Source organism: Camelimonas sp. FR25 (genome assembly GCF_059740505.1).
In genome coordinates this window covers 143,240-165,188 of sequence record NZ_JCAWFG010000078.1, presented here as the reverse complement: position 1 = coordinate 165,188, position 21,949 = coordinate 143,240, and the positions used below count along the sequence as shown (strand labels likewise).

22 protein-coding genes are annotated in these 21,949 nt (G+C 62.1%); 16 read left to right on the top strand and 6 right to left on the bottom strand.

Annotation, left to right across the window (positions count from 1 at the left end):
- Positions 1 to 29 precede the first annotated feature (29 nt).
- The 4 genes from hslU to AC6A67_RS10330 all read right to left on the bottom strand — a co-directional run bounded on the left by hslU (position 30) and on the right by AC6A67_RS10330 (position 3,959).
- Positions 30 to 1,337, bottom strand: coding sequence for an ATP-dependent protease ATPase subunit HslU (gene hslU, locus AC6A67_RS10345; protein ID WP_498036467.1), 1,308 nt, complete (start codon positions 1,335 to 1,337; stop codon positions 30 to 32).
- Positions 1,338 to 1,366: 29 nt separating this feature from the next.
- Positions 1,367 to 1,936 carry an ATP-dependent protease subunit HslV gene (gene hslV / locus AC6A67_RS10340; RefSeq protein ID WP_498036466.1) on the bottom strand — a complete coding sequence of 190 codons (570 nt, stop codon included), beginning with the start codon at positions 1,934 to 1,936 and terminating at the stop codon, positions 1,367 to 1,369.
- A gap of 82 nt (positions 1,937 to 2,018) precedes the next feature.
- Complete coding sequence (locus tag AC6A67_RS10335) at positions 2,019 to 2,771, bottom strand: enoyl-CoA hydratase (RefSeq protein ID WP_498036465.1); 753 nt, start codon at positions 2,769 to 2,771, stop codon at positions 2,019 to 2,021.
- Between the two features lie 189 nt (positions 2,772 to 2,960).
- Positions 2,961 to 3,959, bottom strand: coding sequence for an NAD(P)H-dependent flavin oxidoreductase (locus AC6A67_RS10330; RefSeq protein WP_498036464.1), 999 nt, complete (start codon positions 3,957 to 3,959; stop codon positions 2,961 to 2,963).
- A 387-nt stretch (positions 3,960 to 4,346) separates the two neighbouring features.
- On the opposite strand from AC6A67_RS10330, the gene AC6A67_RS10325 reads away from it, so the two are divergent.
- Together AC6A67_RS10325 and AC6A67_RS10320 are read left to right on the top strand one after the other, a co-directional pair.
- Positions 4,347 to 5,555, top strand: coding sequence for an ABC transporter substrate-binding protein (locus AC6A67_RS10325; protein WP_498036510.1), 1,209 nt, complete (start codon positions 4,347 to 4,349; stop codon positions 5,553 to 5,555).
- Between the two features lie 168 nt (positions 5,556 to 5,723).
- A complete protein-coding gene (locus AC6A67_RS10320) occupies positions 5,724 to 6,776 on the top strand; it encodes a cyclase family protein (RefSeq protein ID WP_498036463.1) in 1,053 nt (350 codons plus the stop codon).
- Between the two features lie 137 nt (positions 6,777 to 6,913).
- On the opposite strand, the gene AC6A67_RS10315 is transcribed toward AC6A67_RS10320, so the two are convergent.
- Positions 6,914 to 7,615, bottom strand: coding sequence for a GntR family transcriptional regulator (locus AC6A67_RS10315; RefSeq protein WP_498036462.1), 702 nt, complete (start codon positions 7,613 to 7,615; stop codon positions 6,914 to 6,916).
- A 462-nt stretch (positions 7,616 to 8,077) separates the two neighbouring features.
- On the opposite strand from AC6A67_RS10315, the gene pimC reads away from it, so the two are divergent.
- From pimC to coaA, 10 genes are all read left to right on the top strand, one after another.
- Positions 8,078 to 9,277: a pimeloyl-CoA dehydrogenase large subunit gene (pimC, locus tag AC6A67_RS10310; RefSeq protein WP_498036461.1), complete on the top strand. Its 1,200-nt coding sequence runs from the start codon at positions 8,078 to 8,080 to the stop codon at positions 9,275 to 9,277.
- A gap of 69 nt (positions 9,278 to 9,346) precedes the next feature.
- On the top strand, positions 9,347 to 10,504 hold the full coding sequence (locus tag AC6A67_RS10305; protein ID WP_498036460.1) for an acyl-CoA dehydrogenase family protein: 1,158 nt from the start codon (positions 9,347 to 9,349) through the stop codon (positions 10,502 to 10,504).
- A gap of 136 nt (positions 10,505 to 10,640) precedes the next feature.
- Positions 10,641 to 11,903, top strand: a complete 1,263-nt coding sequence (locus AC6A67_RS10300) for a TAXI family TRAP transporter solute-binding subunit (RefSeq protein ID WP_498036459.1) — start codon at positions 10,641 to 10,643, stop codon at positions 11,901 to 11,903.
- A gap of 325 nt (positions 11,904 to 12,228) precedes the next feature.
- Entirely contained in the window at positions 12,229 to 12,816 is a 588-nt protein-coding gene (gene hisB, locus AC6A67_RS10295) for an imidazoleglycerol-phosphate dehydratase HisB (RefSeq protein WP_498036509.1), read from the top strand.
- A 113-nt stretch (positions 12,817 to 12,929) separates the two neighbouring features.
- Entirely contained in the window at positions 12,930 to 13,415 is a 486-nt protein-coding gene (locus AC6A67_RS10290; RefSeq protein ID WP_498036458.1) for a DUF2628 domain-containing protein, read from the top strand.
- Positions 13,412 to 14,065, top strand: coding sequence for an imidazole glycerol phosphate synthase subunit HisH (gene hisH / locus AC6A67_RS10285; RefSeq protein WP_498036457.1), 654 nt, complete (start codon positions 13,412 to 13,414; stop codon positions 14,063 to 14,065). The genes AC6A67_RS10290 and hisH overlap by 4 nt, the downstream gene beginning before the upstream one ends.
- Positions 14,053 to 14,799: a 1-(5-phosphoribosyl)-5-[(5-phosphoribosylamino)methylideneamino]imidazole-4-carboxamide isomerase gene (hisA, locus tag AC6A67_RS10280; protein WP_498036456.1), complete on the top strand. Its 747-nt coding sequence runs from the start codon at positions 14,053 to 14,055 to the stop codon at positions 14,797 to 14,799. Before hisH ends, hisA begins: the two co-directional genes overlap by 13 nt.
- Positions 14,800 to 14,803: 4 nt before the next feature.
- A complete protein-coding gene (gene hisF, locus AC6A67_RS10275; protein ID WP_498036455.1) occupies positions 14,804 to 15,577 on the top strand; it encodes an imidazole glycerol phosphate synthase subunit HisF in 774 nt (257 codons plus the stop codon).
- Positions 15,577 to 15,897 (top strand): phosphoribosyl-ATP diphosphatase, encoded by a 321-nt coding sequence (locus AC6A67_RS10270; RefSeq protein ID WP_498036454.1) that lies wholly within the window; start codon positions 15,577 to 15,579, stop codon positions 15,895 to 15,897. The genes hisF and AC6A67_RS10270 overlap by 1 nt, the downstream gene beginning before the upstream one ends.
- Before the next feature lie 227 nt (positions 15,898 to 16,124).
- The gene (gene coaA, locus AC6A67_RS10265) at positions 16,125 to 17,105 is read left to right on the top strand and encodes a type I pantothenate kinase (RefSeq protein ID WP_498036453.1); all 981 of its coding nucleotides are present in this window, start codon (positions 16,125 to 16,127) and stop codon (positions 17,103 to 17,105) included.
- 72 nt (positions 17,106 to 17,177) lie between these two features.
- Here the strand turns inward: coaA and AC6A67_RS10260 are convergent, their stop codons facing one another.
- Entirely contained in the window at positions 17,178 to 18,179 is a 1,002-nt protein-coding gene (locus AC6A67_RS10260) for an adenosine kinase (RefSeq protein WP_498036452.1), read from the bottom strand.
- Positions 18,180 to 18,633: 454 nt separating this feature from the next.
- On the opposite strand from AC6A67_RS10260, the gene trpS reads away from it, so the two are divergent.
- The 4 genes from trpS (at position 18,634) to AC6A67_RS10240 (ending at position 21,724) form a co-directional block, all read left to right on the top strand.
- Positions 18,634 to 19,674, top strand: coding sequence for a tryptophan--tRNA ligase (trpS, locus tag AC6A67_RS10255; protein ID WP_498036451.1), 1,041 nt, complete (start codon positions 18,634 to 18,636; stop codon positions 19,672 to 19,674).
- A 189-nt stretch (positions 19,675 to 19,863) separates the two neighbouring features.
- The gene (locus AC6A67_RS10250) at positions 19,864 to 20,424 is read left to right on the top strand and encodes a NifU family protein (RefSeq protein ID WP_498036450.1); all 561 of its coding nucleotides are present in this window, start codon (positions 19,864 to 19,866) and stop codon (positions 20,422 to 20,424) included.
- A 65-nt stretch (positions 20,425 to 20,489) separates the two neighbouring features.
- Positions 20,490 to 21,173: a tRNA (adenosine(37)-N6)-threonylcarbamoyltransferase complex dimerization subunit type 1 TsaB gene (tsaB, locus tag AC6A67_RS10245; protein ID WP_498036449.1), complete on the top strand. Its 684-nt coding sequence runs from the start codon at positions 20,490 to 20,492 to the stop codon at positions 21,171 to 21,173.
- A gap of 35 nt (positions 21,174 to 21,208) precedes the next feature.
- Positions 21,209 to 21,724 (top strand): GNAT family N-acetyltransferase, encoded by a 516-nt coding sequence (locus tag AC6A67_RS10240; protein ID WP_498036448.1) that lies wholly within the window; start codon positions 21,209 to 21,211, stop codon positions 21,722 to 21,724.
- Positions 21,725 to 21,949 lie beyond the last annotated feature (225 nt).

Below are 21,949 nucleotides of genomic sequence, written 5' to 3'. Positions count from 1 at the left end.
TCTCCGTCAGATGAGGTTGGCTTCCAGCCTTAAAGGATAAATCGGCTCAGGTCGGCGTTGCGAGCCAGCTCGCCCAGCCGCCCTTCAACATAGGCGGCGTCGATTTTCACCTCCTCACCAGCCCGATCTGCGGCGGTGAAGGAAATGTCATCGATCACCCGCTCGATCACAGTTTGAAGGCGCCTGGCGCCGATGTTCTCGATCGTCGCATTCACTTCTACTGCGATGCGCGCCAGCGCGTCGATAGCGTCGTCCGTAAACGTCAGTTTTACCCCTTCTGTCGCCAGCATGGCCACCGTCTGACGGATCAGATTGGCCTCCGTCTCCGTCAGGATGCGTCGGAAATCGGCTTCATCAAGCGAGGTCAGCTCCACGCGGATCGGCAGTCGGCCCTGCAATTCAGGCAGAAGGTCAGACGGCTTGGCGACGTGGAAGGCGCCGGAGGCGATGAACAGGATATGGTCGGTTTTCACCGGGCCGTGTTTGGTCGAGACGGTCGTGCCCTCGATCAGGGGCAGCAAATCGCGCTGCACGCCTTCGCGAGACACGTCGCCGCCGGAGCGGTGCTCACGCACGCAGATTTTGTCGATCTCGTCGATAAATACGATGCCATCGTTTTCGACCTGCCGAATCGCCTCCTGAATCAGTTGATCCTGGTCGAGCAGCTTGTCGCTCTCTTCTGCGACCAGCGGGTCATGCGCTTCCTTGACGGTGACGCGACGACTCTTGGTGCGGCCACCGAGCGCCTTGCCAAAAATATCGCCAATATTAATGGCGCCCATGGAGGCGCCAGGCATGCCGGGAACCTCAAACATCGGCGCACCGCCAGCCGGCGCCTGCAGTTCGATCTCGATTTCCTTGTCATCGAGCAGGCCATCGCGCAGCTTGCGGCGAAACGATTCGCGGGTGGCGGCGCCAGCTGTCGCGCCGACAAGTGCGTCGAGCACGCGCTCTTCGGCCGCGAGTTGCGCGCGCGCCAGCACATCACGTCGACGCGTTTCACGCACGAGGCCGATCGCCACTTCGAGCAGGTCCCGGACAATCTGTTCGACGTCCCGGCCGACGTAACCCACTTCAGTGAATTTCGTCGCCTCGACTTTCAGAAATGGCGCGCCGGCCAGCCGCGCCAGCCGACGCGAAATTTCCGTTTTGCCGCAGCCGGTTGGGCCGATCATCAAAATGTTCTTGGGCATCACCTCATCACGCAACGCCGGTTCGAGTTGCTGACGACGCCAGCGATTGCGCAGGGCGATGGCGACCGCGCGCTTGGCGTCCTTCTGGCCGACGATGTGACGGTCGAGTTCTGAGACAATCTCTCGGGGTGAAAAACTGGTCATGGCGCTCTTCTTGTGTCGTGGCGATTGGGTCAGCGGGCGACGTCGAGAGTCTCGATGACCAGATTGCGATTGGTGTAAACGCAGATGTCCCCCGCGATCGCCATGGATTTGCGCACGATCGCTTCAGCGTCCCTGTCAGTGTCGAGGAGCGCAAGGGCTGCCGCCAGGGCGAAATTTCCGCCAGAACCGATCGCCATCACTGACCCTTCGGGATGCGCTTCAGGCTCCACCACGTCGCCCGTGCCAGAAAGCAGCAGGCTGACATTCCTGTCGGCGACCAGCATCATGGCCTCCAGGCGGCGCAGATAGCGGTCGGTGCGCCAGTCCTTGGCAAGATCGACGCAGGCGCGCGTCAACTGCGCCGGGTATTGCTCGAGCTTTGCCTCAAGCCGTTCAAACAGCGTGAAGGCGTCGGCAGTAGCGCCGGCGAAACCGCCGATGACCTGACCACCGGCCAGCCGCCTGACCTTGCGCGCGTTGCCTTTGATTACGGTTGGGCCGAGGCTGACCTGACCGTCACCTCCCATAACTACCTTGTCGCCCTTGCGAACCATCAAGATGGTGGTGGCGTGAAATACGGCGGGGCCGTCAGTGTGCATCAGAATATCCCTACGCATGCAGGAGCTGTCGCCCCTGCATGTAGGGCCTGACCGTCGATCAATCCAGCTATCAAGCCAAACTTCAGCTGGCGCGCTTCCGGTCGAGGCGGGCGCGCATGGCGTTGCGGGACTCCGGGGAATGCAGGCAAACCTCGAACGCTTCGCCTTCTTCCTTGAAGCGCTCCAGCGGGGTCAGGGTATTGCGGCTGCGCAATAACGCCTTGGTGGCGAGCACCGAGGCCACCGGCTGCTCACAGATCCGTCTGGCGGCGGCCATCGCCGTGGCCTCCAGCTCCTGCGGCGTCGTCACCGCATTGACCAGTCCGAGCTGCTCGGCGCGCTCGGCGCTGAAGAAGTCACCGAAAAGCAGCAATTCTGATGCGCGTTGATGGCCGACCAGACGGGGCAGCAACAGGCTGGACGCCGCCTCTGGCACTACACCCAGCGATACGAATGGGGTCTGCAGGCGCGCGTCCGTGGATGCATAGACCAGGTCACAGTGCAGCAGCATGGTGACGCCGATGCCCACGGCAAGACCGTTGACTGCGGCGATGAGCGGCTTCCTGAACTGGGGGAGGGCGCGAATGAAAATTGTGCCGCCGCTCTCTTCACCCGGCTTGGCGGCGAGGAAGTCCTTCAGGTCATTGCCGGCGGTGAAGCTGTCGGCCACCCCGGTTATGATCGCAACCTTGACCGAAGCGTCGGCATCCGCGTCCTGCAGCGCCTGGGTCATTTTGAGGTACATGGCGCGGTTAAGCGCATTCTTCTTGTCGGGACGGTTGATGCGGATAAGCAGCACGCCGTCCTGCACAGACGTTACGACCTCATCGGTCATGGCGGTTTCTCCCTGTAGCGCGCCAGTTCGCATTGTTGTCATCGGCGCGTTCGCGCCCTGGCGGCACAACAAGATCAGGATCATCCGCTGCAATGCAAGAGCCTGCCGGGGCGGTGTGCTCCGGCAGACTCCGAAAGTGGCGCTGCAACGTTTGACGACGCACGCGGCTGGCCGCAGCCAGGCAGTCGCTTATTCTGCGGCGAGCGGCAGGCGGCTGTAATGCGAAGCCCGAGCGTTCAGGTCATTCAGAGCTTCTGCATATTCCTGTCGGAAGCGCGCTATCAGTTCACCCGCACCGAGAATCTCCTTGATTGGGCCGATGCCCTGGCCGGAGCCCCAGATGTCGCGCCAGGCCTTCACCTTCTTGCCGTCATCGCCAAAGTTCATCTTGGAGGGATCGGACGTCGGCAGATTTTCCGGGTCCAGACCGGCGAGTTCGATTGACTTGCGCAGATAGTTGCCGTGCACGCCCGTGAACAGATTGCTGTACACGATGCCCGAGGAATCGCCCTCGACGATGCCCATCTTGTAATTCTCATTGGCGTTGGCCTCCCGCGTCGCGATGAAGGCCGAGCCGATATAGGCCAGATCCGCGCCCATTGCTTGCGCCGCCAGGATCGAGCGACCACTGGCGATAGCGCCCGAAAGCGCCAGTGGGCCGTCAAACCACTCCCGGATGTCCTGCAACAGGGCCATGGGCGACATGGTGCCCGCATGGCCACCTGCGCCTGCTGCGACAGCGATGAGGCCGTCGGCGCCCTTCTCAATAGCCTTCCGGGCAAAGCGGTTGTCGATAACGTCATGCAGGGTGACGCCGCCGTAGCCATGGATCGCCTGGTTGAGATCCTCACGCGCGCCAAGTGAGGTGATGATCACCGGCACCTTGTGTTTCACACACAGCTCAACATCGTAATCGAGCCGGTTATTCGAGCGATGAACGATCTGGTTGACGGCGAATGGCGCCGAAGGCTGGTCGGGGTGATCGCGGTCATGCGCCGCCAGTTCCTCGCGGATCTGATGCAGCCATTCGTCCAGGAGTTCCTTTGGGCGCGCATTCAGCGCGGGAAAGCTGCCGACGATACCCGCCTTGCACTGGGCGATCACCAGTTCGGGACCCGAGATAATGAACAGGGGCGAGGCGATCGCCGGGAGCGACAGCCGCTCGGACAGGACCTTGGGCAAGCTCATCAATTCCTCCTGCGCCGGTTCTGGCGCCGGCTCCAACATTGCTAGCGCTGCGCCTCAGCGCAGGGGTATGTCATTGGGGGCGCGCCAGATTTCGCATCCCCTTCCGCAAGGCCGCCGGCGACACCGCGCGAACGAGCCATTTCAGTCCCAACAGGAAGCGGCGCCACGACGTCTCCATCAAGGGCTAAACGCGCCATTGTCTTGATATTTTCCGCCACGCCCCATGGTCGCGGAGATGTAATGTATTTTTACTATATATGTTCGAGGTGATCTGCTTCACTTCCAGCATAACAAAGCATGGGAGGTTGCATGTCCGAAGCACAAGGCCGCCTTGCGGCGCTCTTAAATTGTGTGTTGTCGACCAAAAATCTGGCGCAGCGTGGCGCCATGGCGGCGGGAGCAAGCTTTGTCCTGGCTTTATCTCCCGGCGCCAGCGCTCAGAATGCCGCAGCCATATCGGACGATGTCGTCAAGATTGGTCTTTTGCTGGACATGTCCGGACCCTACGCCGACATCACAGGACCCAACACCGTCGCCGCAACGCAGATGGCGATCGAGGATTTTGGCGGCAAGGTTCTTGGTAAGAACATTGAGCTTGTGAGCGCCGACACACTTAACAAGCCTGACATTACCGCAGCAAAAGCCCGCGAGTGGTTCGACGCCCAGAAGGTCGACGCCATCATGGATGTGGCTGCGACCGCGCCGTCGCTAGCCGTGATCGAGATCGCCAAGCCGCGCAACAAGATCGTGGTGTTCACCAGCCCTGCTTCAGCGCGCCTCACCAATGAGGCCTGCACGCCGACCACGGTGCACTGGACCTACGACACTTACGCTCTGGCGCATGGTACGGGGAGCGCCGCAGTCAAGCAAGGCTATGACAGCTGGTTCTTTGTCACCGCCGATTACACCTTTGGCACAGACCTTGAGCGCGATGTCACCAAAGTGGTGCAGGAGGGTGGTGGCAAGGTCGTTGGCTCGGTTCGGGCGCCGCTCAACACCCTCGATTTCTCGTCATTCCTGCTGCAGGCCCAGGGCTCAAAGGCCAAAATCATCGCATTGGCCAATGGCGGCAATGATACGGTCAACTCGGTCAAACAAGCCCAGGAGTTCGGGGTGGTGCAAGGGGGGCAGAAGCTCGCCGGCATGCTGATCTTTCTCTCCGACATTAACAGTCTTGGTCTCGACAAGGCCCAGGGGCTGGTGTTGACAACTGCGTTCTACTGGGATCGCGATGAGGCCTCACGCGCATGGGCCAAGCGCTATTTTGCGCGGACAGGACGCATGCCCAGCATGTCCCAGGCCGGCGCCTATTCGGCGACCATGCACTATCTGGCCGCGGTGAAGGCTGCCGGGACTGACGCCACGGACCCGGTGATGAAAAAAATGCGCGAGACCCCGGTCAACGATTTCTTCGCCACCAACGGTCGTATTCGTGAGGACGGCCGCATGGTGCACGACATGTATCTGGCCGAGGTGAAATCTCCTGCAGAGAGCAGGCAGCCGTGGGACTATTACAAGATTCTGCAGACGATCCCTGCTGATCAGGCGTTTCAACCGCTGGCGCAATCGCGCTGTCCGCTGGTTAAGAAGCCCTGAACACAACGAAAGGGCGTCGTTCAGGCCCGGACCAGGTGAGTATGATTCATCGGGTTTTGGTCATGCGTGAGCGGCGCATGAGCCTCGCCGGTCGCGCGCTTCGCGAACGGGCGCGAGGAGCGCATGTTTCTCGTGAAACATCACAGCATAAAAATAAGAGGAATCGCTTTGACTGAAAACAGGAGATGGCGTCACCGGCCTGACGGTTCCACCTGGGGTGACTTCGGAGAAGACGATCAGCTGGGGCGGCTGAATCTGATCACGCCAGACAAAGTGAAGCAGGGCGCCGCGGAAATTCGTGAAGGCCTGTCATTCTGCCTCAGCCTGCCGCTGGAATATCCAGGCGGCAATGTCCTCAATCCCCGACGGCTACCGCCTGTGTTGCGACCGACGCGGCGCGGCGAAGCGGTCAACATGAACTACCAACTCGGCAAGGATCATACGGGCGCAACCGACGTCCTGTGTGATGATCTGGTTCTGTTGCATCTGCAATATTCAACGCAGTGGGACAGCTTCGCTCATGTTGGGTCAATGTTTGACGCCGACGGCGACGGCGTGCCTGAGCCGCTCTATTACAACGGCTACCGTGCAGGGGAGGACATCGTAGCCTCTCCCAATCCGGCTGATTCTGGGGCGCCGGATGGCCATGGACCGAGCACCTCCAGCGCCCGGAAGCTGGGCGTGGAGAACATGGCGGTGAAGGGCATGCAAGGCCGGGCTGTCATGATCGATCTGCATGCGCATGTCGGCCGCGCCCGTGAAATTATCGGCTATGACCAGCTGATGCGCATTATCGAGGCGGACAAGGTCGTCATCGAGGCGGGCGATATGGTGTGCCTGCACACCGGTTTCGGCGCGTTCCTGCTTGAGCTGGGCGGCAATCCGACCCACTTTGCGGTCGAGAACGCCTGTGCGCTCCTCGATGGCCGCGACCAGCGCCTGCTGCAATGGGTGACGGACAGCGGCCTGTCGGCGCTGATTGCGGACAACTATTCGGTCGAAGCCTATCCTGCACGACCTGGCGGGGACTGCTGCGCCATGCTGCCGCTACATGAACACTGCCTGTTCAAGCTCGGCGTCCATTTGGGCGAACTGTGGCACCTGACGCCGTTGGCGGACTGGCTGCGCGCCAATGGCCGCAACCGCTTCTTCCTCACCGCGCCGCCCCTTCGCCTGACTGGCGCAGTGGGGTCTCCAACTACGCCTATTGGCACAGTATAACCATGACAAAGGGGAGCTGCCGCAGCAGCTCCCCTACAGAATTTTTGCAACCGGTGAGGCGATCGCCCTGGAGTTCGCCGATCAGGGGTCTGACGCTGGCGATTATTGTTCAGCAACCCGATGGAGGCCTGATGCGCTCAGGCCAGCTTCTGCGGCTCCGTGTCGACATTGCGCAAGAACGCCAGCATTGGCTCGGCATTAATGCGGATATCCATCTCCGCGCCTTCCCGCGCCAGGCCTGGGTCGTGTTTGCGCAGGCCCTCGAGCAGGGTGTGGTGCGGGTGGCGCTGGGGCAGGGTCGTTGGCCGGTGGACAAGCAAGGCGTTCATCAGCGGCCCTATCTGCAGCCACAATGTCTCGGCGATGCGATAGTGCAGCGGCATGTCGGCGATCGCACAAAATGCAGCGTGGAAGCGTTGGTTCTCCGCGAAGGATTCCTTGAACTGCTTCGCCTTCTTCAGCGCAATCATCTCCTCATGGATGGCTTCAAGCTCGGCGATCTGGCTGCTGGTGGCCAGCTCCGCCGCCCGCGCCGCGGCGCGACCCTCCACATCCATCCGCAGGGTGCAAATTTCGCTGAACCGCTCGGGGTCAATGTGCGGGATCCGCACCGAGCGATGATCCAGTTGGGCGACAGCCATATCCGCCACCAGTCGCGCCAAGGCTTCGCGTACTGGCGTGGGGCTTACCCCAAGCTCAGCCGCCATGTCGCGCAGTTTAAGCTTCTCTCCAGGGAGAAACCGTCCGCCCATAATGTCGCGCCTCAGGCGAAAATATGCCTGATTGCTCAGGCTCTCCCGGGACAGGGGCTCTTCGGACTGCTTCTGGATTGCGGACATCACGACACGTTTCTCCCGCCGCGTCAGCGGGATGTGATTTGATATATTCGATGTAAAGCGGACGCAGGCGCTACATGCACCGGACACGGCTGAAGCACAACCCCCGTCGATCGCATCGACCGGACAGGAAGCAATATTTCCCAAGAGTTACAGACGCAACTTCATGCGCCGCGCCTGCTAAGGCGACGCATATGCCTGCGCCAGGCGCGACCCTGCGATGACCCGTGACAGGTCCAATTGCTACTTGGCAGGCTCATTGCCCCCGCTTAACACTGGCGTCGAAGCTGTTTTTGGAGGCTGTGGCTGCGCCATTAGCGAGGTTTGGCGACATACTGCTTTTGGGGCGCTAGGGACCGGCGCCCCGGGCCCCGGCAGGGCGGCTGACGCACAGCGAGAAATGACTGTCGCACGGCGGCGCTTGCAGCTGGTGATGCGGCGACATGGCACACGGAAGGAAACAGGATGGATCTGAGCTTTACCTCTGAAGAGCAGGCCTTCCGCGAAGAGGTGCGGGCGTTCTTTCGCTCGGCCCTCCCGGAGCGGATTCGCACCAAGTTGCAGGCTGGCCACCACGTCAGCAAGGAAGAGCAGGTCGAGTGGCAGCGTATCCTCAACGCCAGGGGCTGGGCAGTTCCCCATTGGCCGGTTGAGTGGGGTGGCACCGGCTGGGATCCTGTGCGTCAGTACATTTTCCGCGAGGAACTGATGGCGGCGCCGGCGCCAGAGCCGCTGGCCTTCAATGCCAGCATGTGTGGCCCCGTCATTATCCAGTTCGGCTCAGAGGAGCAGAAAAAGCGCTTCCTGCCGCGCATGGCGAACCTTGACGACTGGTGGTGTCAGGGCTTTTCCGAACCAGGCTCCGGGTCGGATCTTGCCTCGCTCAAGACCTCAGCGCGTCGCGACGGCGACCACTATGTCGTCAACGGCCAGAAAACCTGGACGACGCTCGCCCAGCATGCGGACTGGATCTTCTGCCTTGTCCGCACCGATCCGACGGCGAAGCCCCAGCGCGGCATCAGCTTCCTGCTGATCGACATGAAGACGCCTGGCATCACCGTGCGCCCCATCATCACCATCGAGGGCGGCCACGAGGTCAACGAAGTGTTCTTCGATGACGTGCGCGTTCCGGTCGAGAACCTGGTCGGTGAGGAGAACCGCGGCTGGGACTACGCCAAGTTCCTCCTCGGCAACGAACGCGTCGGCATCGCGCGTGTCGGCGCCTCAAAGGAGCGCGTGCGGCGCATCAAGCGCATCGCCTCTGAATCGCGCCATGGCAACCCGCCTATGCTCGACAACCCCCGCTTCCGTGAGAAGCTCGCGGCGGTGGAGGTCGAACTGAAGGCCCTCGAAATGACCCAGATGCGGGTCGTCGCGAACATGGCCCAGCTCGAAGGCAAGCCTGATCCGGCCTCCTCTATCCTGAAAATCAAGGGGTCTGAGATCCAGCAGACCCTGACGGAGCTCATGGTGGAGCTGGCCGGTCCAGAGGCGCTTGCCTATCAGCCGCATCATGATGGCGATGGTCGCAATGAGCCAGGCGTTGCGCCGGAGTGGGCGCTGACCTCTGCGCCGAATTTCTTCAATTATCGCAAGGTCTCCATCTACGGCGGCTCCAACGAAATTCAGAAGAACATCATCAGCAAGCAGGTGCTCGGCCTTTGATGGTCTGACCTCCCCGGGTTTCAGGCTCCGGCGCTGCGCGCCGTTGAGCCGATGTGAATGGATTGAGCTATGGACTTTGACCTGAGTGAAGAGCAGCGGTTGCTGAAAGACAGCGTCGAGCGCCTGGTCGCCGACCGCTATGATTTTGAACAGCGCAAGCGCTACGCGGCGGAGCCGAAGGGCTACAGCGACGCCATTTGGGCGCAGTATGCCGAACTCGGCATCCTTGGCCTGCCGTTTTCCGAGGAAGATGGCGGCTTCGGCGGTGGTCCTGTCGACACCATGATCGTTATGGAGGCGCTTGGCAGGGCTCTGGTCGTGGAGCCTTACCTCGCTACGGTGGTGCTCGGTGGCGGCGCCTTGCGTCGCGCAGGCTCCGCAGCGCAGAAGCAGGACCTCGTGCCCAGGATCGCCGATGGCAGCATCAAGCTGGCGCTGGCGCATGCCGAGCCGCAGAGCCGCTACAACCTGGCCAACGTCGCGGCCACTGCGACGCGTGACGGCGATGGTTGGGTGCTGAACTGCGAGAAATCTGCGGTGCTGCATGGCGACAGCGCTGATGTGCTGGTGGTCAGCGCCCGGGTCTCTGGCGCGCAGTCGGACGAAGCCGGCGTAGCGCTGTTTCTCGTGCCCGCAGACGCTGCTGGCGTGACGCGTCAGGGCTATGCGACCCAGGATAGCCAGCGCGCCGCCACGATCAAGCTGGCGGATGTGCCCGTTGGCTCCGATGCGTTGCTCGGCGATGAGGCCAGCGGAGTCGCTGTCATTCGCCGGGTTTATGATGATGCGATCGCCGCAACCGCAGCCGAAGCGGTGGGCGGCATGCAGCGCGCCCTGGAGCTGACCGTCGAGTATATCAAGGCGCGTAGCCAGTTTGGCCAGCCCATCGGCAATTTCCAGTCGCTGCAGCACCAGGCTGTCGACATGTTCACCGCGCTGGAGCAGGCGCGCAGCATGGCGATGTACGCGACCATGATGGCGCAGGATGAGGATGCGGTTGAGCGCGCGCGCGCCATGGCCGCAACCCGCGTTCAGGTTGGTCGTTCCGGGCGCGTGGTCAGCAAGAATGGCGTACAATTGCATGGCGGCGTGGGCGTCACCATTGAGTTCGCCATTGGTCACTATTTCAAGCGGTTGACCATGATTGACGCGGTCTTCGGCGATGCGGACCATCACCTCGCCGTGCTGTCCGACCTCGGCGGACTTCTGAGCGCCGACGCCGCCTAATCCCCGGCTCTGGCGAACCTGAGTTGACCATCAAATTGCCGTCCGGACGGGCTTAAGTCTGTCCGGACGTGGCGCAGGACGACCTCTTCCCGAGTTTTCGCTAGTTCATTGGAGGGGGGCGATGCTGGGTCTGAGGATGCTGTTCGCCGCTGCCCTGCTGTGTGTCGCGGGGGTGAGCGGTCTGTTTTACCTCGCCACACGACCAACACACCTCCGGGTTGGGGTCGCATCAGATGATCCTGGCAGCCGGCAGGTCTTGCTGGCTGCTGATGGCGTGTTCCGTGAGCGAAAGAAATCCATTCGTCTCAGAACGGTGACTTACAGGAATGCCCATGAGGTGGCGACCGCGCTCGGCGCGGGCGCTATTGATCTGGCGGCGCTGCGCCCGGATAGCGCAGCAAACACATCCGCAGAAGCCGTATTGGTGCTGCGGCGCGATGCCCTGATCATTCTGGCGCGCGACGCGCCGACCGACGCCTCAATCAGCGCGCTAAAAGGCAGGCGGCTGGCGATCGTGCCTTTCGGGTCGATGGATTCCTCTGCGCGACTCGCCGGTTTTCTTGAGTTCTATGGCCTGCCGCGGGACGCCGCCAACATGAAGGTGGTCCAGCCGGGTCAGCTATCCGAAGCCATTTCTGACGACGCGCTTGATGTCATCGCTTTGCTGGGGCCAGCGACTGCGCCTGCTGTGGCCGCGGCGGTGCGACGGATTAACGAGAAATTCGCATCAGACTCCATCGTCGGCATTCCTGATGCTGAAGCGCTAGCCCAACGCGTCGGCGAAATAGAGACGGTTCAGCTTCCAGTTGGCATTTTCCGCGGCAATCCCGCCCTCCCGGCAGAGAAAAAGGACACTGTGGCTATCCCTGTCCGCCTGCTTGCCAGTCAAAATGTCGATGATGGCACCGTGTATACATTGTTGCAGCAATTCCTGGCGGCGCGATCGGCAATCCGGCGCGCCGCGCCAGGCTATGAGCACTTCGAAGTTCCCGATCCGGAGGAATCGCCGGTGCTGGTCCATCAGGGCGCGCGCGCTTTCCGTGATGGCGAAAGCGTGGGCTTTTTCGACCGCTACGGCGATTTCCTTTATCTCGGCTTTTTTGTCGCTGGCGGCCTGGCGTCAGTTGCGACCGCCATCGCCGCACAGATGTCTATCCGGCGACGTCGCAGGGTGATGAATGTGCTGCATGATTTGCAGTCGCTGGGTCACGCGGTGTCCAGCGCCGTGTCGCTCACCGAACTGGAGGCGAGCGAGGCGCAGGTTGATCACATCATGGCGTCGGTCTTCGAACGGGCGGCGCGCTGCGAGTTGTCCGCCGATGATCTGGCGGCGATCAATCTGGCGTTTGGATGGTGGCGCGGACAGGTCGACGACATGCGTCAGCGCCTCGCGGCGTAATACCAGAACCTGATGAGCGTGACTCATCGGGTTCTGGCTAAGCCCGTGCGGCGCCTGAGCATTGCAGGATGCGGATGCGTCAGCATCTTCGCATCCTGGTATAAGTCCAGAGCCACCGTGTTTCGCACCAACATGGACCGGCCAGTTCATCTGTCGTTAAGGCCGGGACCCAGTTGATTGACGCATTGATATGCGCCAAACCGGCGTCGGCGCTCCAGGATCGCCGCAAGCGCGGCGCGGGCTGTCGCTGGCTTCTGCAAGGCAGGGGATTTATAACGTGGCCGGCCAGAGCGATGGTCGACGTCCCGGACAGGAGAACACGCCGATGCGTGTGGGTGAAATTGCGCGAGCGACCAACGAGACAAAAATCTCGGTCAGCATCAATCTGGACGGTGAGGGGAAGGCGAATGTCTCTACCGGGGTCGGCTTCTTTGATCACATGCTCGACCTGTTTACGCGCCATGGCCTGTTCGATGTGACTGTGCAAGCCGAGGGCGACCTGTATGTCGACGATCACCACACGGTTGAGGACTGCGGCATCGCGCTTGGCGAGGCGTTCAGGCAGGCGCTCGGCGACAAGCGCGGTATCGTCCGTTATGCGGACGCGCATCTGCCGATGGATGAGACCCTTTCAAGGGTCTGCGTCGACATCTCGGGGCGTCCCTTTCTGGTATTTCGCACGGACTTTACGTCTGAGAAGATCGGCACATTTGACACCGAACTGGTGCGGGAATTTTTTCAGGCGTTCGCCATGAATGCGGGCCTGACCCTACACGTGGAAACGTTCTACGGCGTCAACAGCCACCATATTGCTGAGAGTTGCTTCAAGGGCCTGGGGCGCGCCTTGCGCAAGGCTGTTGCATTGGACGCGCGTGAAGGTGATCGCATTCCCTCGACCAAGGGGGCGCTCTAAACTGCGGCGCGTTTTGCGTCGCTGCCAGCGGGCGCAACCGGCGCGTTCGGCGCCTGGCGACAGGCCGCCACTGAAGCGGACCTGAGCGTCTCCATGCTGCGGGTGACAAGGCTATGAAATCGTTTCTGCTCTTCGCCCCTGCGACCGGGATGGCTGCGCTTGAGACCCGCGCCGCGCGCGCGACGGTGGTGCCAGATGGGTTTTCGTGGCTGGCGTTTATTGCTCCGGTTCCATGGTTCCTCTACCACCGCTGCTGGTTAGCAGCGCTGGCGATGTTCATGGCCACGTTAGCGTTGTTCGTGCTGGCGCGGTTCTTGCAGACGCCGATTGCCTACCCGCTGCTCGCCCTGACTGCTGCGCACACCTTCGCCGGCCTTGAAGCCGGCGCTGTGTGGGGCAGGTCGCTGCGGCGCAGGGGATTGAGCATGGTCGATGTGGTCGTGGCGCGCAATTACAGCGCCGCCGAGCACGCGCTGATTTCGAGGATGGCCCGCGATGCTGGCCCTGACCATGTCGCCACGGCGCCTGCGGTCCGGAGCACGCCGATTGCCGGAGCCGATGTTGTTGGTCTGTTTCCTGAGCCGGAGATCCGTCGGTGAGCACCGTTGTTATTATTGACTATGGTTCAGGCAATCTCCACTCGGCCGCCAAGGCGTTGGAGAAGGCGGCGTCTGACGTCTCCGACGCCGTCCGTGTCGAGGTGACCTCTGATCCGGAGCGCGTAATGACGGCAGACCGCGTGGTCTTGCCCGGGGTCGGCGCCTTCGCGGACTGTCGTCGGGGGCTCGACGCCGTCGATGGTCTGGTTGATGCGTTGACCGAGGTTGTGAAGGTCAGGGGCCGCCCGTTCTTCGGCATTTGCGTCGGAATGCAACTGCTCGCCACCCGTGGCCTCGAGTATGAGACGACCGCCGGACTGGACTGGATCGGCGGCGACGTTGCGCCGATCCGGCCGTCTGATCCCGCGCTTAAAATACCCCATATGGGCTGGAACGATCTCATTCTGGCGCGGCCCCACCCCTTGCTGGACAATCTGCTGGGTGGCGGCGCCTCGAGAAACGCCTATTTCGTCCATTCCTATGCGCTGACGCCGTCGCATGTCGGCGATGTGGTGGCGACCACCGATTACGGTGGGCCGATCACAGCCTTTGTCGCCCGGGACAATGTCGCCGGCAGCCAGTTTCATCCCGAGAAGAGCCAGGGCTTTGGCCTTGCGCTGCTTTCCAACTTTATCAGGTGGCGTCCGTGATCCTGTTTCCTGCAATTGACCTTAAGGAAGGCCAGTGTGTCCGCCTCGTACACGGCGACATGAACCAGGCGACGGTATTCAATGACGACCCAGGCGCCCAGGCCAAAGCGTTCCGCTCCCAGGGGTTCGACTGGCTGCATATCGTTGATCTCGACGGCGCCTTCGCAGGTCGTCCGATCAATGCCGATGCCGTCGAAGCCATCCTGAGCCAGTCTCCTGGCATGTCGGTGCAACTGGGCGGCGGCATTCGCGACATGCGGACGGTCGAAGGCTGGCTTGGCAAGGGCGTGTCGCGCGTCATCATCGGCACCGCGGCGGTGCGCGATCCGGCGTTTGTGCGCGAGGCGGCGCGACTCCACCCGGGAAAAATCGCCGTCGGCATTGACGCGCGTGACGGCAGGGTAGCGGTGGAAGGCTGGGCGAGCCTGTCCGAGATCGGCGCAGAAGAGCTTGGCAAAAAGTTTGAGGATGCCGGCGTCGCCGCGATTATTTTTACCGACATCAGCCGGGACGGCGCTATGGGCGGCCTTAATATCGAATCGACGCTCGCGCTTGCGCGCGCCGTGTCGATCCCCGTCATTGCGTCCGGCGGTCTGGCGTCCATTGAAGACGTACGGCGTCTGACGCAACCCGACTGCGCGATTCTGGAGGGGGCCATCTCTGGCCGCGCATTGTATGACGGCCGTCTGGACCCTGCTGAAGCGCTGGCTTTGCTCAAGTCAGCAGGACACTGAGACCATGCTTAAAGTTCGCATCATTCCGTGTCTCGACGTCAAGGACGGCCGAGTCGTCAAAGGCGTACAGTTCGTTGACCTCGTCGACGCAGGCGATCCGGTTGAAGCCGCGCGCGCCTATGATGCGGCGGGCGCCGATGAGTTGTGCTTCCTCGACATCACGGCAAGCCATGAAGATCGCAGCACGCTGCTCGACGTCGTGCAGCGGACCGCAGAAGCCTGTTTCACCCCGCTGACGGTCGGTGGCGGGGTGCGAACCGTCGAGGATATTCGCCGGCTGTTGCTCGCCGGCGCCGACAAGGTGTCCATTAACACCGCCGCCGTAAGCAATCGCCAGTTCGTGCGCGAAGCGGCGGAGAAATTTGGCGATCAGTGCATTGTCGTGGCGATCGACGCCAAGAGGGTGTCACCGGAAGGCGCGCCGGCAAAGTGGGAGATCTTCACCCACGGCGGGCGCAAGGCGACTGGCATCGACGCGATTGCGTTTGCGCAGGAGGTTGTGTCGCTGGGCGCCGGCGAATTGCTGGTCACGTCGATGGACCGCGACGGCACACGCTCGGGATATGATCTGCCGCTCATGAAGGCTATCTCCAGCGCGGTGACCGCGCCTGTCATCGCCTCAGGTGGCGTCGGAACGCTTGATGATCTGGTAAAAGGCGTGACCGAAGGCGGCGTGAGCGCGGTGTTGGCGGCGTCGATTTTCCACTTCGGCGCCTATACGGTGGGGGACGCCAAGGGCCACATGGCGGCGGCTGGCATTCCGGTAAGGATCGTCTGATGAGCGCATTTTCGCTGCAGGATCTCGAACTGATTATCGCCAGGCGGGCGGAGGCCAGCCCCGAGGTGTCCTATACCGCCCGACTGCTTGTGGACGGACCTATGAAAGCAGCCAAGAAGCTGGGCGAGGAAGCGGTGGAAGCGTCGCTGGCGGCGGTGGTTGGCGACAGGGACAATCTGACGGCCGAGGCGGCCGACGTCTTGTATCACCTTCTGGTGGTGCTGCGCGGCGCAGAAATCCCGGTGCAGGCGGTGCTTGACGAACTCCAGCGCCGGACGGCGCAATCCGGTTTGCAGGAGAAGGCCTCGCGCGCAGGCTGATACCAGAACCCGGGGAGCGTGACTCATCGGGTTCTGGCTAGCCCCGTGCGGCGCCTGAGCATTTCAGGATGCGGATGCGTCAGCATCTTCGCATCCTGGTAGGAGAGCAATCCCGGGCCTCAGGGCTCATTCAATGACAAAAACAAGTGGTCGGGCTGTGGGAGGCAGGCGCGCCGCGGCATTGGCGCCCTGACGCAGTGGTCGACGCCGGGGAAGCGGGAACGAAGATGACGTCAGAAAATCACGCCGGGGTGCTCCCTGATCTTGAGCAGGCGGTCTCGCCGTTCCGGGAGTTTACCCGCGCCGAGTGGGCGCGTCTGCGCGCTGATACCCCGCTGACCCTGACCGGCGAAGAGGTGATGAAGCTGCAGTCGCTCAATGACCCGATCTCACTAGAGGAGGTCATTGAGATCTATCTGCCGCTGTCGCGTCTGCTGTCGCTGTATGTCGCGGCGACGCAGGGTCTGTTCAAGGCGACGCAACGCTTCCTGCTGGCCGAGCAGGAGACCAAGGCGCCCTACATTATCGGCATCGCCGGCTCGGTGGCGGTTGGCAAATCCACTACCGCCCGTATCCTCAAGGCGCTGCTGGCGCGCTGGCCCAATACGCCCAAGGTTGACCTCGTCACCACCGACGGCTTCCTGCAGCCAAACGCAGAACTCGAGCGTCAGGGGCTCATGGAGCGTAAGGGGTTTCCGGAAAGCTACGACACGCAAAAATTGCTGCGCTTCCTGTCGGACATCAAGGCGGGCAAGCGTAACGTCGTGGCGCCCGTCTATTCCCACCTGGTCTATGACGTGGTGCCAGGTGAGGAAGTGCAGGTCGATCGGCCCGATATCCTGATTCTTGAGGGCCTGAATGTGCTCCAGCCGGCGCGTCTGCCGCGCGACGGCAGTGACATCCCCTTCGTCTCCGATTTCTTCGATTTCTCGATCTATCTCGATGCCGACGAAGACTTGCTGCATGATTGGTATGTCACGCGCTTCATGCATTTGCGCGAGACCGCCTTTCGTGATCCGCAGTCCTATTTCCGTAAATATGCCAGTGTAAGCGAGGGCGAAGCCCTGCAGATGGCCGAGCGACTGTGGAGTCGAATCAATCTGACCAATCTGCGCGAGAACGTGCTGCCCACCCGCAGGCGGGCGGATCTGGTGTTGCGCAAAGGCCGCAGCCACCTGATTGAAGAGGTTTCGCTGCGCAAGCTATAAATTTTGCGCCAATCGAAAAAGGGCGACCGAGAGGCCGCCCCTATTGTCCCAGCGCGTGAGCCGTCCCCCGCCTCAGACATCAAGTCCAGACTGACTGACCAGTTGCCTGAGATCGGCTATCGGGCGGGCGCCCATATGCTGGATCACCTCTGCCGCAGCGATGGCGCCGAGGCGGGCGCAGATGGCATGCGGTAGTCCGCGCGCCAGCCCGAACAGAAATCCTGCGGCGAACAGATCGCCGGCGCCGGTGGTGTCGACAAGTGTGTCGATCGCCTCGGCCGGCGCATCAAGCCGGCTGGCGCCGTCAATCACCACGCAACCCTGCTCAGAGCGGGTGACGATGCCAAGAACCTGACTTTGGGCCAGCGCCTCCAGTGCCGCTTCAAAACTGGCGGTCTGATAAAGGCTCAACAATTCGCTTTCATTTGCGAAAACGATGTCGACGACGCGACGGTCAATCAGATCGCGAAACTCGTCACGGTAGCGGTCGACGCAAAATGCATCTGACAGCGTGATCGCGACCTTGCCGCCATTGGCATGCGCCACATCGGCTGCCCGCAGGAAGGCCGCCTTGGCTTGCGGTGGGTCCCACAGATAGCCTTCCAGATACACAATCTGGGCCGCGGCGATCATATCCTCGTCCAGATCATCCGGCCCCAGCTGCTGTCCGGCGCCGAGATAGGTGGACATGCTGCGCTCGCCATCAGGAGTCACCAGCACGATGCAGCGACCAGTGCCGGGGCCTGACACGGCCGGAGTGGTCGGGAAAGCGACGCCCATGGCGCGCAGATCATGCGCAAAGGCCGCGCCAAGCTCATCGTCACGCACCTTGGCGATCAACGCGCCCGTGCCGCCGAGTGCGGCTATGCCGGCGATGGTATTGGAGGCTGAGCCGCCGGAGACGGTGGTGGTGGCGCCAATTGCGGCGTAGAGCCTGTCGGCCCCATCCTGATCAACGAGCTGCATACTGCCCTTGGCTATGCCGTGCTGACGCAGGAAAGCTTCATCGGTGCGGGCGAGGACGTCCACCAACGCGTTGCCGATGCCCAATACATCGTACCGCCAAACACCCATATGCGTGTCTCCTGTCGCCGCTGCATCGCCCTCAGGCGTTCGAGGGCAGTTTCAAGGGGCCTGAGCTGTGCACATAGCCGCCGTCGGCCAGCTTCGGCAAGCCGGGACCCTGGAGGCTGTCGCCGCGGGTTATTGCTTGCACGCTCCCGTCACGGGGGCCATAACCACGGCCTTGGATGCGCATAGCCGCCCAAGGCAAGCTGTTCCGGATCAGAGCGGTCGGGAATGGCGAGCCGCCAGGCGTCGCCGCAGCCATCAACGGCCTTACGTCGCCCAGCGCCACATTGCAGGCGCCGGTAACGGCTAAGGCACATCAGGCCCTGATCCGGCAGCTTTGAGCTCGAAGCGCCGCGATCTGAGCCCACATTTCAACGGTGAACTTCCGCATGGAGCAGCTGCCAGCTGCTACAATGGGAGGCCGCCGGGTCGCAACCGCCGATGATGGTGAAGCAGAATGGCGCCGATCAGCCAGCGAGTGTTTTCGGGCGTGCAGCCCACGGGTAACCTCCACCTCGGGAACTATCTCGGCGCGATCCAGCGGTTCGTTGGCTTGCAGGAGCAGTACGACTGCATCTATTGCGTGGTGGACATGCACGCCATCACCGTGCCGCAGAAGCCCGCTGAGCTTACGCGGCAGATCAGGGAGGTGACAGCGGCGTTCCTGGCCTGTGGCATCGACCCCAAGCGGCATATCGTTTTCAATCAGAGCCAGGTGAGCGGACACGCGGAGCTCGCGTGGGTGTTCAATTGCGTCGCGCGCATGGGCTGGCTCAATCGCATGACCCAGTTCAAGGAAAAGGCGGGCAAGGATCGGGAGAATGCTTCTGTTGGTCTGTTCACCTATCCGGACCTGATGGCCGCCGACATTCTGCTGTATCGCGCCACACATGTTCCGGTCGGCGAGGACCAGAAGCAGCACCTTGAACTGACCCGTGACATTGCGCAGAAGTTCAACAACGACTTCAGTGAATCCATCGCAGCCAGTGGCTTTGGCGATGCCTATTTTCCATTGCCAGAGCCACTGATCCAGGGGCCAGCGCGCCGTGTGATGAGCCTGCGTGACGGCGCGAAGAAGATGTCGAAGTCTGATCCGTCAGACTATTCGCGGATAAACCTGTCGGATGGCCCAGACGCCATCGCGCAGAAGGTGCGTAAGGCCAAGACCGATGCCGAGCCGCTGCCTTCGGAAGAGGCCGGGCTCGAGAACCGGCCCGAAGCCGACAATCTGGTTGGGATTTATGCGGCCCTGTCTGGCCGACAGAAGGCTGAGGTGCTGGCCGAGTTTGGCGGCAGCCAGTTCTCGGTGTTCAAATCGGCGCTGGTTGACCTGTCTGTCGCGCACCTCGGTCCAATCGGCTCGGAGATGCAGCGGTTGGTGGCTGACGTGTCCTATATCGATGCTGTGCTGGTCGATGGCGCCGACCGGGCGCGGACGATCGCCGATCAGACCATCCGCGATGTCAAGGATATCGTCGGCTTTATCCGGTCCCGCTGAACCATTCAGTGACGCCCGGTTCGTGACGCGCCTGTTTTGGGGCGCGTTGCCAATATTCCGCGACGACACCATATTTATTGGAGCGTACGGCGATGTCGTCGTAACGGCGGGACGAATTGCGCCCGTGTCGGTCAAGCCTGTTCCGAAAGCCTGCCGCTGGCCTTGAACCAGCGTGTGAGGAGTTACCTTATGTTCATTCAGACAGAAGCCACGCCCAATCCAGCGACGCTGAAATTTCTTCCCGGGCGCACCGTCATGTCAGATGGCGTGCTTGACTTCCGCACTGCTGATGACGCCTCGCTCTCGCCATTGGCTGAGCGACTGTTCCGGGTCGATGGCGTTGCAGCTGTGTTCCTCGGCGGCGACTTCATCACTGTGACCAAGTCTGGGGGGGAGTGGCCGCATCTGAAGCCAGCGCTGCTTGGCGCCATCATGGAGCACTTCCAGTCCGGCGCGCCGGTGGTGACGGATCGGGCTGCGATCCAGGCCGAGGATGGCGAGGAGTTCTTTGATGAGCAGGACGCCGGTATTGTCGAGACGATCAAGGATCTGCTGGAGACGCGGGTGCGGCCCGCTGTAGCGGCTGATGGCGGCGACATTACCTTCGTGGGCTATCGCGAAGGCACTGTGTATCTGTCGATGAAGGGCTCCTGTGCGGGTTGCCCGTCGTCAACCGCGACCCTGCAGCACGGCATCCAGAATTTGTTCCGGCACTTCTTGCCTGACGTGCAGGCTGTCGAGGCCGTTTGACGATCTGAGGAGCGCGCACGCTGAAGGCGCGTGAAACGTATACACGCTACGCCGGGGAGAGTTGGTTGCGCGTTCTGGCCATTGATACGGCGCTCGGCGCCTGTTCCGCCTGTGTCGCCGAGCAGGGGGCAAATACAGCTATCTCGGGAGAAACGATGGTCATGGAGCGCGGCCACGCGGAAGCGCTCATGCCTCTGCTGGAGCGGGTCATGGCCCGAACCCCGGGCGGTTTTACCGGGATTGATCGGGTTGTGGTCACCGTTGGGCCAGGCAGCTTCACTGGCTTGCGCATCGGCATCTCCGCCGCCCGCGCCATCGGTCTTGCGCTGAAAGTTCCGGTGGTGGGCGTAACCAGTCTGTCGGCGTTGCTCAGCCCGATTGTGGCTACTGCCGGTGATCGGGTCGCTGTCGCTGCGATCGACGCGCGCCATGGCCAGGTTTTCATTCAGGCGGTCGCGCCTGGCGGCCGCGTGGTCGTGCCAGCGCGGCTTGCGCCGGCTCGGGAAGCTGCGCGCCTACTTGGCTCAGGTAACATCACGATTGCGGGCTCTGGCGCTGGCCTGCTGGCCAATGAGGCCTGGTCCGTGGGCATGAACGCTGAGGTGGCCGAGAACGCGCTCTTCCCCGAGCCTTTGTGGCTTGCGCGGCTAGGCGCTGTCGCCGATCCGGCGACCGCTTTGCCGAAACCCTATTATCTTCGTGCTCCGGATGCGAAGCCTCAGGAGGGAGGCGCGCTGCCTCGGCAGTGACGACCTTCTCGCAGTTTGCGACGTCAGGAGGCCACATGAGCTCATTGCGCTGGCCGTGGAGGCCCGTCCCGGAGGCGTCGATGGTTGTAGGCGATCTGACGCCTCAACACGCTCCGTGCCTCTCAGACATCCATTGTGCGAGTTTCGCCCACGGCTGGGACGAGCCCACCATCGCGGCGATGTTGCTCGATCCAATGATTGAAAGTGCCGGCGTGTTTCCTGCAACCGCCGTCAACGCGCCGCCAACAGGATTTGTCCTCAGCCGGTGTGTGCTGGACGAGGCCGAGATTCTGACCATTGCCATCGACGGCAGGCAGCGTGGCCGGGGGCTGTCGATCCAGTTGCTACAGCATCATCTGACGCGGCTGGCAGGCCGCCAGGTCCAGACCGTGCATCTGGAGGTTGAGGACGGCAATTCGCCAGCGATCAGCCTATATAACCACTTCGGGTTTGAGCGCACTGGTGAGCGCAAGGGCTACTACCGGAAAGCCAATGGCGATCGCGCCACGGCGTTGCTGATGACACTAAACTTGTCCGCGTGGGGATCCTGACCAGTGATAGCCAGATAAATCTAAGGCCCGCGTCGTGAGACGCGGGCCTTATCGTAGCGACCGTGTGATCCGGAAGCCCCCATGGCTGTCATGCCATTCGTGATTGCGTCACCCATTCAGGATGGCGCCGCATTCACTTCAATTGTCGTGCCGGGCTGCAGGGCTCTGGCAAGCCTTTGCACCATAATGACGGATAGCCGCTAGTGCGCGCCCGGTGGGCCAGAA